Origin of the sequence: Acinetobacter sp. YH12201, from assembly GCF_013418145.1 — a bacterium.
In the GTDB taxonomy this organism is placed as follows: domain Bacteria; phylum Pseudomonadota; class Gammaproteobacteria; order Pseudomonadales; family Moraxellaceae; genus Acinetobacter.
Window position 1 is genome coordinate 39,261 of record NZ_VPCP01000015.1, and the last position, 8,026, is coordinate 47,286.

Here is an 8,026-nt window from a genome sequence, read left to right on the forward strand (position 1 = left end):
TGATCATTGAGATTGTTATGACCTATACGTTCAATCGTCCAGCATTTCCCGCTACCCGCATGCGCCGCATCCGTAAAAATGACCAATTACGTGCCATGGTACGTGAAACCCAGCTGACGACCGATCATCTCATTTACCCAGTATTCGTCCTTCCGGGGCAGAACCAAACCCAAGACATTCCAAGTATGCCGAATGTACAGCGTCTGTCTGCCGATCTACTGTTAAAAAAATCCGAACGTCTACTGGAATTGGGCGTTTCTAAATTAGCGCTCTTCCCTGTTACTCCACAAGAAGACAAAAGTCTGTCCGCCGAAGCTGCATGGCGTGAAGATGGTCTGGTCCAAAATACCGTTCGCCTGCTAAAAAAAGAATTGCCAGAAATGGTGCTGATCACGGATGGCGCTTTAGACCCGTATACTACGCATGGTCAGGACGGCATCATTGATGACACAGGCTATGTGCTAAATGATGAAACGGTAGAATGTCTGATTAAACAAGCCTTAAGTCATGCTGAAGCCGGTGCAGATGTGGTTGCGCCGAGTGACATGATGGATGGCCGGATTGGTGCTATTCGTAATGCACTGGAAGCCAATGGTCATATCTATACCAATATCATGGCTTATTCCGCCAAATATGCCTCCAGTTTTTACGGTCCTTTCCGTGATGCAGTCGGCTCATCGACAAACCTGAAAGGTGGCAACAAGTACAATTACCAGATGGACATCGGTAACCGTGCCGAAGCCCTGCATGAAATTGCCCTGGATATTCAGGAAGGTGCAGACATGGTGATTGTTAAACCGGGTATGCCTTATCTGGATATCGTCCGTGAAGTGAAAGATACCTTTGGCGTGCCGACTTTCGTTTATCAGGTCAGCGGTGAATACGCCATGCTGGCCGGTGCCATTCAAAATGGCTGGCTGTCCGACAGCGTGATTATTGAATCACTGATGAGTTGCCGCCGTGCCGGTGCTGATGGCATCTGGACCTACTTTGCCGAAGAAGCGGCTCTTAAACTGAAAGACATGAAATAAGGATTTGTGGTCTAAGCGATGAAAATTGCCATTATTGGAGCAGGCATTAGCGGTCTGCTGTCTGCTCTAGAGCTGGTGGAACAGGGATGTTCCGTGATGATTTTCGATCAGCAGCAGGCAGGAAAAGCTGCCTCCTGGGCGGGTGGTGGGATTCTCTCCCCGATGTATCCGTGGCGCTATCCGCAAGCCGTAAATCAGCTGGCGCAATATGGCAAGTCATTATATTTAGACTGGAACAAAAAGTTAAAGCCTGTTTCAGGCATTGATTTTGAAATTCATGAAAGCGGTATGCTGATTTTTGATGAAGCTGATTTTGAAAGCGGTCTGAATTATGCCGAGCAGTTTCAGGAACCAATGCAGCAATGTGAATATTTACAACAGGAACAGATTGAACAGCTAAATCCTTTTATTGACGCCAAATTTCAACACGCCATTTATTTCCCCCAGATTGCCAATGTCAGAAACCCGCGCTTACTGCAATCCATGGTGGCCTATTTAAAGCAGCATCCACAAGTCGAATTTATTGAACACTGCCCGATTGAGCAGTTCAATATCGCCAATGGCCAAGTCCAGTCCGTAGCTGCTAAAAATGGCAAAACGTATGATGCAGATCAGTTTGTGATCACCACCGGCGCATGGTCGCAGCGCTGGTCTGAACAACTGGATCTTGAGATTCCAGTTCGTCCGGTTCAGGGACAGATGGTGCTGTTTAAAACCCCGGCAAACTGGTTGCCGACCATGTGCATGAATGATGTGATGTATTTAATTCCACGTCTGGACGGTCATGTGGTCTGTGGTTCCAGCATGGCGGATTGCGGTTTTGACACCACCCCAACAGTAGCAACCAAGCAGAAAATTTTAGAAGCCTGTTTCGAGATGGTGCCCGAACTGGCAGCGTTCCCTATCGAAAAACAGTGGGCCGGTTTAAGACCCGGCTCCCCAACGGGTATTCCTTACGTCGGCAAAATACCCGAGATGGAGAATTTGTGGGCCAACTTTGGACATTTCCGTAACGGCTTATGTATGGGGCCCGCCTCTGCACAATTGCTCAGACAGCTGATGCTGGAACAAACTCCTCTCGTAAACCCAGCAGCTTATAGCCCTACGCGTCTCAAATCTGAAGCAGAGTCAGAGTTAATGGTTCACTAATATCTCTTCTAAAGCGCTATTCAAGGTCGGATATTTAAACTCAAAACCGGCCTCTTGCAGGGCTATGGACGCGACATATTGACCATTTAATACCAGTTGTGACTGCTCACCCAGCATCCATCGCAACACGAAAGCCGGTAAAAAGAACACAGGTTTACGTTTTAAAACTTGTGCCGCTGTTTTAACAAACTGCGCTTGCGAGACTTTTTCAGGTGACACGAGATTAAATATTTGTGCTTCAGTTTCATTGAGCATTAAAAATTCGATGGCACGCAGCACATCTTGCACATGCACCCAGACTACAGGTTGCCGCCCATGTCCAATCTGCCCCACCAGATTCAGTTTAATGGGGAATAACATACTTGGCAGAATTCCGCCATTTTTCCCAAACACAATACCGAGACGAATAATCTTGGTTCTTTGCTGCGTAAAACTGAAGGCTGCCTGTTCCCATAACTGACACAATTCCGACATAAAAATAGACTGTGGTGCAGACTGTTCTGTACATGTTTCTAACCATTGTTCAGTCGGATCGATCCCGTAATATCCGACTGCAGAACCGGAAATAATCCGCTTTGGAAAAATCTGTCTTTTTTCCAGGTATCGATAGAGCTGCTGCGTGGTTTCTACCCGGCTCTTCATCAATTGTTGTTTTCTTTTCGCTGTCCAGCGTCCCTGTCCAATACTTTCACCAGCCAGGTTGATGACATAATCAATGCGGTCGGTTTTTAGTTCATCTAAATGCTGAATCCAGGTCAGATCGGGATGATTTGAGCGTTTATTTTTCTGGCGGGTCAGCCCCACCACGGCATAATCACGAGCCAGCAAATAAGGCAACAGTTGCGAGCCGATAAAACCACTGCCGCCGGTAATCAAGACACATGCTTTTTGCATTTTAGACGTACTCATGTTTTTCTTATCTATAGATCAAGACGGTATAAAACTCAAGCCTATATCAGGGTCGTTTAGCCAAACATTTTTTGCGCCATGCGCTGCGCCTGTTTACCATAAAACCAATAGGTCAAAAGATAAAGTGGAATGGCAACGAGCAAGACCATAATCAGTACCATACTCATAAATTGCGGATTTTTGAGATATAAAAGAAAATTCTGCCAAACTTCGGGATCATTCTTGGCAAAAAGGACAATACCGAGCAATAAAAAGGCCAGGTTATAGCCCCAGAAAATCAGGCTAAATCCCAAAGTAATTTTTTTTTGTTCTTGAGCGGTTGGTGCTCGTCGTTGTTGTTTTAAAAACTTATACAGCACTAAAATCATGGCTGTTAAATAAGGCACGATGGTCAGAATTCCGCCCATGCCGGTTGGCAGTAAAGCAGCCAATACACCACAGATACAGGTAAAAATAAAACAGAAGAGAAAAAACCATAAAAAATATCGGGTTAATGACACAATGAGCCTGCATAAGCAACTTTTAGATGATCAGTATAAAAAAAAATGAGTTTTTTTTCATTTTATTGTCAACCAATCTGTAAAGCTCTGCGTTATATAAGGTATGAAGTTCATGAACCGTTAATTTGTACCGGCATCCACAATATTTTCGGTGAACTTTTCTAAAGCAATAAACTTGGTTTCAAGTTTTAGTGAGGAACAGCAGCCCAAGCTAAAACTTGCAACAGATTTTTTGACCGACGATTTCATCATCACTCGAATCGTCGGTCTTTTATTTTCTACATTCTATTTTAATCTTAACGTTCAGTCTGGGAATAGATTTATACACTTCTTGCATAAATCACTCTTTTTATAAAATAACAAATGAGTAAACCATTCAAAATTGATTTTCCCATGCCGTGATTTATTTCATGCCAAAGATTAACTTCAATCCCAACAGCGTCATAATGCCACCTGCAGCACGGTCAAAAGCGGCTTTAAATTTCAAATAGACACGACGTGGCTTTTCCGCTGACAAGGCCACTGCAACCAGTGAGCACCACCCTGCATCAATAAAAAAGCATAAAATGGGTAACACAAAATAATAATAAGTCGGAATTTCTTTGGGCAAAAGTGCAGTAAAAATACTGGCCAGCACAATTGCAATTTTCGGATTGGAAAGCTGAGTAATCAGGCCTGTAGTAAATGCACGGCGTAAGGACATTTGGGCTTGCGAACTATGCTCAGATGCAATCGGCTCTTTGGCATGTTTAATAATTTTAAAAGCCAGCCAGAGTAGATATATGCCACCGCAGATTTTTAAAGCCAGATAGGCAGATGGTACCGCCAATAAAAAGGCCTGTAATCCGAGTACGGCCAACAAGCCAAAAATGGCAGCGCCTGTGCCTGTACCTAAAGCGGTAAACACACCATGCCGACGTGAAATCGCAATTGAATTTTTAGCGACATAAATCGAAGTCGGTCCAGGACTCATTGCACCTAACATTAAAGCAAATGCAATTGAGCCCAAAATCCAAAATGATTCCACAAGTCCACCTACTGAAATTAATTCCGCGGCAATTTTACAATTTAAAAGGCTGAATATCTGCCTGAATTTCACCTCTTTTTCAGAATTTCACCGCATCATTCACCAAGAATTAAATCAATCACCTAATAAATCCCTAAGGAGGCACATCAAATCCCTCATTTATTAGAAAATGGATGAAATGAACAGAAGTATGGCTGCTGCGTAGCGATAGATATGGAAGAATATAAAATAAAGGTTTATATGGTAAAGATCGTTACAGTTACAATGAAATTAGCTGCATACATATATTTTTATGACAGTACTCAAATAGAAAAAAATCAGCACATCATTTCAGTAATAATTTTTTAGATACCTATAAATTCAGACCTGCCAATTGGCAGGTCAAGCTTGATTTAGCGCGAGATTAAATATCGGTTTCCGCTCAGTTTACTCTTGAGCCATTGGCTGGATTTCACGTGCGCCAAGCGGAGCAAGCCGATAATCTTGATCATGCACCGGCACACCGCCAATAATCATGCTACGAACTTCGGTTTTTGGCTTATTATAATCATCTTTCTCATCACATGCTGTCAGCAATAGCAGCACGCAAACAGATAAACCCACGGATAGCGTCTTCATCACATATCCTCTTTTTCATCATTGTTATATCTTTTAGATTAACACTAATGAGTATTTTTCAATCATTATTTTTATCATTTTAATTCAATTATTTAAGATATATTTACAAATAAGGCTTCTATGAATATGAGCAAGAACAAAAATCTTCAATAACTATTGTCAGGTCAGTCCTTATATAAAAATATCACTTTGATAATCCTGATGAAAATCAGCGTGCCATAGATCCTGCTATTTTACGTACAATACAGTCTCATATTTATGGACCATAATGAAATGTTTGACCATATTGCTCAGTCAGTGACTTATCAGCACATTCAGCTGAATGCCCCCGTTACAGTGACTGTGAAGCGTTTGGATCAGATTCATCCTCAAATTTCGGGCAACAAGTTTTTTAAACTGAAATACAATTTTCTGGAAGCAGAGCAGCAACGCTTAAAAAAAGTCCTGACTTTTGGCGGTGCCTACTCCAATCATATTGCTGCCACCGCTTATGCAGCACATCTGTTTGGCTTTGCCAGTGTAGGCATTATTCGCGGTGAAGAACTCAAAGATAAAGCGCTCAATCCTACCCTTGCCACAGCGCAACAATCTGGTATGCAACTGCATTTTGTCTCCCGCCAACAATATCGTGAAAAAACCAGTTCTGATTTTCTTGCACAATTACAACAGAGCTATCCAGAGCATTACATCATTCCCGAAGGTGGAACCAATTCTCTTGCCATTCAGGGCTGCAAGGAAATTTTAACAACCGGAGACCGCCACAATTATGATGTGATCTGCTGTGCCGTTGGAACAGGTGGAACAATTACAGGATTAATTGAAGCCAGTGCTGCTCATCAAACTGTGCTGGGTTTTTCGGCCTTAAAAGGCGATTTTTTAAAGTCGGATGTCGAGCAATGGACAACAAAGAAAAACTGGAAAATCACCGATGCCTATTGCTGTGGTGGTTATGCCAAGACCAGTTCTGAGCTATTACAGTTTATGCAGTGCTTTGAAGCAGAACACCACATTCCTTTAGAGCAGGTTTATACTGTGAAGATGATGTACGGACTGATGGATTTAATTGCCCAAAACCATTTTCCGGCAGGCAGCCGTATTCTGGTAATTCATACAGGCGGTCTGCAAGGTCGGCATATAGATGCAGATCTATCCTGAAATTGAGCGCAAAATTGTCTATAATGCCCTGTTTTTATCTCCCGCGGGTTGCTCATGTCTACAAATCAGTATGATGTCATTGTTTTAGGTGCAGGTGCATCCGGTCTGATGTTGGCATATATGGCAGCCCAGCGCGGCCGTAAAGTTGTCGTGCTGGAAAAAGCCAACAAGGTAGGTAAAAAAATTCTGATGTCCGGTGGCGGTAAATGCAATTTTACCAATCTGTATGTCGAGCCTGAAAACTATATTTCACATAATCCGCACTTCGTAATCTCAGCCTTAAGCCGCTATACCAACTGGGACTTTATAGGTCTGGTGTGTGAACACGGTATTGAATATGAAGAGCGCAAACATGGTCAGTTATTTACCTTAAACGGTGCCAAAGAAATTTTGGCCATGCTGCTGACTGAATGTGACAAAACCGGTCTGGTCGACATTAAAACCAGCTGTGAAGTCAAAGCAGTGACGGCAGTGAATGAGCAAGGTTTCCAAGTTGCGACTACTTCAGGTTATTTTCAGGCTAAATCTGTGGTTGTGGCAACGGGTGGTTTGTCTGTTCCTACACTTGGTGGCTCGGGTATTGGTTATGAGATTGCCAAACAGTTTGGCCATCATGTGCATCCGACCCGTGCAGGCTTGGTGCCCTTTACTTTTTCCGACCAGTTTAAAGAAGTGACTACCCGTTTAAGCGGTAATGCCGTCGATGCTACCCTATCCAATGATTTAAACAGTTTTACTGAAGCCTTGCTGTTTACCCATCGTGGATTAAGTGGTCCAAGCTCCTTACAGCTTTCTAACTACTGGAATGTCGGTCAAAGCTTTAAGATCAATTTTCTGCCTTACCTGGACTTGGTAGAATTTTTTAAAGCTAAAAAATCCAGCCAGCCTAAAGTGCTGCTACGTACCCTGTTGAATGAGCATTTGCCAAAAAATGTGGTGCTGGAACTGCAAAATCTCATATGGGCAGAACTTGCCGATACAGCGATCGGTAATTTGAGCGACGATAAACTGGAACAGATCGCCAAACATCTGCAGCATTTTGAAGTGAAACCGTCTGGAACTGAAGGCTACCGGACTGCGGAAGTAACTTTGGGTGGTGTCGATACTACTGAAGTATCATCAAAGACCATGGAAAGTAGGAAACAGAAAGGCTTGTACTTTGTCGGTGAAGTTCTGGATGTCTCGGGTCATTTAGGTGGTTTTAATTTTCAATGGGCATGGGCGTCTGCCCATGCCGCATCACAATACGTTTAACACGAAGATATCTTATTCCAGATAATCCGTGCGTAATAAATAAACCTGTTGATTCTGCTGTATACGCGCAATGGCAAGATCCATTTTTGCAATTGTTTCAGTTACATCAGCAGGTTTATTTCCCAGTATTATTTGAGTCGCCAATTTATTTATGACTTTAACTAATAACATAGGACTTACGCACTATTATTTATAGATTCTCTGTGGTAGCAGATGATTTTTATCGAGAATAAAGTCATCAATAAAGTCTTTGATGATTGGTCTAAATAATTTCTTCTGCCAACGATATACATTTTCAAAGATCCGCTCAAACTGGTTCTTTTGTATCTCGACGTAGGCCATCAAGGCTGCAAAAATATGATTCAAAATCAGTTTAGATCGTC

The 8,026-nt window shown here is 42.7% G+C and carries 10 protein-coding genes and 1 pseudogene; 4 read left to right on the forward strand and 7 right to left on the reverse strand.

All coding sequences use genetic code 11. The features are described 5' to 3' along the window. The first annotated feature begins 17 nt into the window (after positions 1-17). On the forward strand, positions 18-1,031 hold the full coding sequence (hemB, locus tag FTU91_RS05070; protein ID WP_166167738.1) for a porphobilinogen synthase: 1,014 nt from the start codon (positions 18-20) through the stop codon (positions 1,029-1,031). An 18-nt stretch (positions 1,032-1,049) separates the two neighbouring features. Then, positions 1,050-2,180 carry a glycine oxidase ThiO gene (thiO, locus tag FTU91_RS05075; RefSeq protein WP_180081264.1) on the forward strand — a complete coding sequence of 377 codons (1,131 nt, stop codon included), beginning with the start codon at positions 1,050-1,052 and terminating at the stop codon, positions 2,178-2,180. Here the strand turns inward: thiO and FTU91_RS05080 are convergent. The 5 genes from FTU91_RS05080 to FTU91_RS05095 all read right to left on the reverse strand — a co-directional run bounded on the left by FTU91_RS05080 (position 2,166) and on the right by FTU91_RS05095 (position 5,234). After that, complete coding sequence (locus FTU91_RS05080; RefSeq protein ID WP_180042479.1) at positions 2,166-3,074, reverse strand: TIGR01777 family oxidoreductase; 909 nt, start codon at positions 3,072-3,074, stop codon at positions 2,166-2,168. The genes thiO and FTU91_RS05080 overlap by 15 nt on opposite strands. A 71-nt stretch (positions 3,075-3,145) precedes the next feature. Next, complete coding sequence (locus FTU91_RS05085; RefSeq protein ID WP_180042480.1) at positions 3,146-3,592, reverse strand: ABZJ_00895 family protein; 447 nt, start codon at positions 3,590-3,592, stop codon at positions 3,146-3,148. 117 nt (positions 3,593-3,709) lie between these two features. Continuing rightward, positions 3,710-3,841: a hypothetical protein gene (locus tag FTU91_RS16560; protein ID WP_257221656.1), complete on the reverse strand. Its 132-nt coding sequence runs from the start codon at positions 3,839-3,841 to the stop codon at positions 3,710-3,712. 151 nt (positions 3,842-3,992) lie between these two features. Further along, complete coding sequence (locus FTU91_RS05090) at positions 3,993-4,616, reverse strand: LysE family translocator (RefSeq protein WP_180081266.1); 624 nt, start codon at positions 4,614-4,616, stop codon at positions 3,993-3,995. 426 nt (positions 4,617-5,042) lie between these two features. Continuing rightward, positions 5,043-5,234 carry an NF038215 family lipoprotein gene (locus FTU91_RS05095; protein ID WP_180081268.1) on the reverse strand — a complete coding sequence of 64 codons (192 nt, stop codon included), beginning with the start codon at positions 5,232-5,234 and terminating at the stop codon, positions 5,043-5,045. Between the two features lie 273 nt (positions 5,235-5,507). Here FTU91_RS05095 and FTU91_RS05100 point away from each other — a divergent pair, with 273 nt between their 5' ends. Together FTU91_RS05100 and FTU91_RS05105 are read left to right on the forward strand one after the other, a co-directional pair. Next, positions 5,508-6,389: a 1-aminocyclopropane-1-carboxylate deaminase/D-cysteine desulfhydrase gene (locus tag FTU91_RS05100; protein WP_180081270.1), complete on the forward strand. Its 882-nt coding sequence runs from the start codon at positions 5,508-5,510 to the stop codon at positions 6,387-6,389. Between the two features lie 54 nt (positions 6,390-6,443). Then, complete coding sequence (locus FTU91_RS05105) at positions 6,444-7,643, forward strand: NAD(P)/FAD-dependent oxidoreductase (RefSeq protein WP_180081272.1); 1,200 nt, start codon at positions 6,444-6,446, stop codon at positions 7,641-7,643. Between the two features lie 12 nt (positions 7,644-7,655). On the opposite strand, the gene FTU91_RS16565 is transcribed toward FTU91_RS05105, so the two are convergent. Next, complete coding sequence (locus tag FTU91_RS16565) at positions 7,656-7,787, reverse strand: hypothetical protein (protein ID WP_257221657.1); 132 nt, start codon at positions 7,785-7,787, stop codon at positions 7,656-7,658. 42 nt (positions 7,788-7,829) lie between these two features. Next, positions 7,830-8,026, reverse strand: a pseudogene (locus tag FTU91_RS05110) (IS701 family transposase); the annotation flags it as partial.

Coding starts and splice junctions, on each gene's coding strand:
- hemB (WP_166167738.1), top strand. CDS start 18: ATGACCTATACGTTCAATCGTCCAGCATTTCCCGCTACCCGCATGCGC.
- FTU91_RS16560 (WP_257221656.1), bottom strand. CDS start 3,841: ATGATGAAATCGTCGGTCAAAAAATCTGTTGCAAGTTTTAGCTTGGGC.
- FTU91_RS05105 (WP_180081272.1), top strand. CDS start 6,444: ATGTCTACAAATCAGTATGATGTCATTGTTTTAGGTGCAGGTGCATCC.
- thiO (WP_180081264.1), top strand. CDS start 1,050: ATGAAAATTGCCATTATTGGAGCAGGCATTAGCGGTCTGCTGTCTGCT.
- FTU91_RS05080 (WP_180042479.1), bottom strand. CDS start 3,074: ATGCAAAAAGCATGTGTCTTGATTACCGGCGGCAGTGGTTTTATCGGC.
- FTU91_RS05095 (WP_180081268.1), bottom strand. CDS start 5,234: ATGAAGACGCTATCCGTGGGTTTATCTGTTTGCGTGCTGCTATTGCTG.
- FTU91_RS05100 (WP_180081270.1), top strand. CDS start 5,508: ATGTTTGACCATATTGCTCAGTCAGTGACTTATCAGCACATTCAGCTG.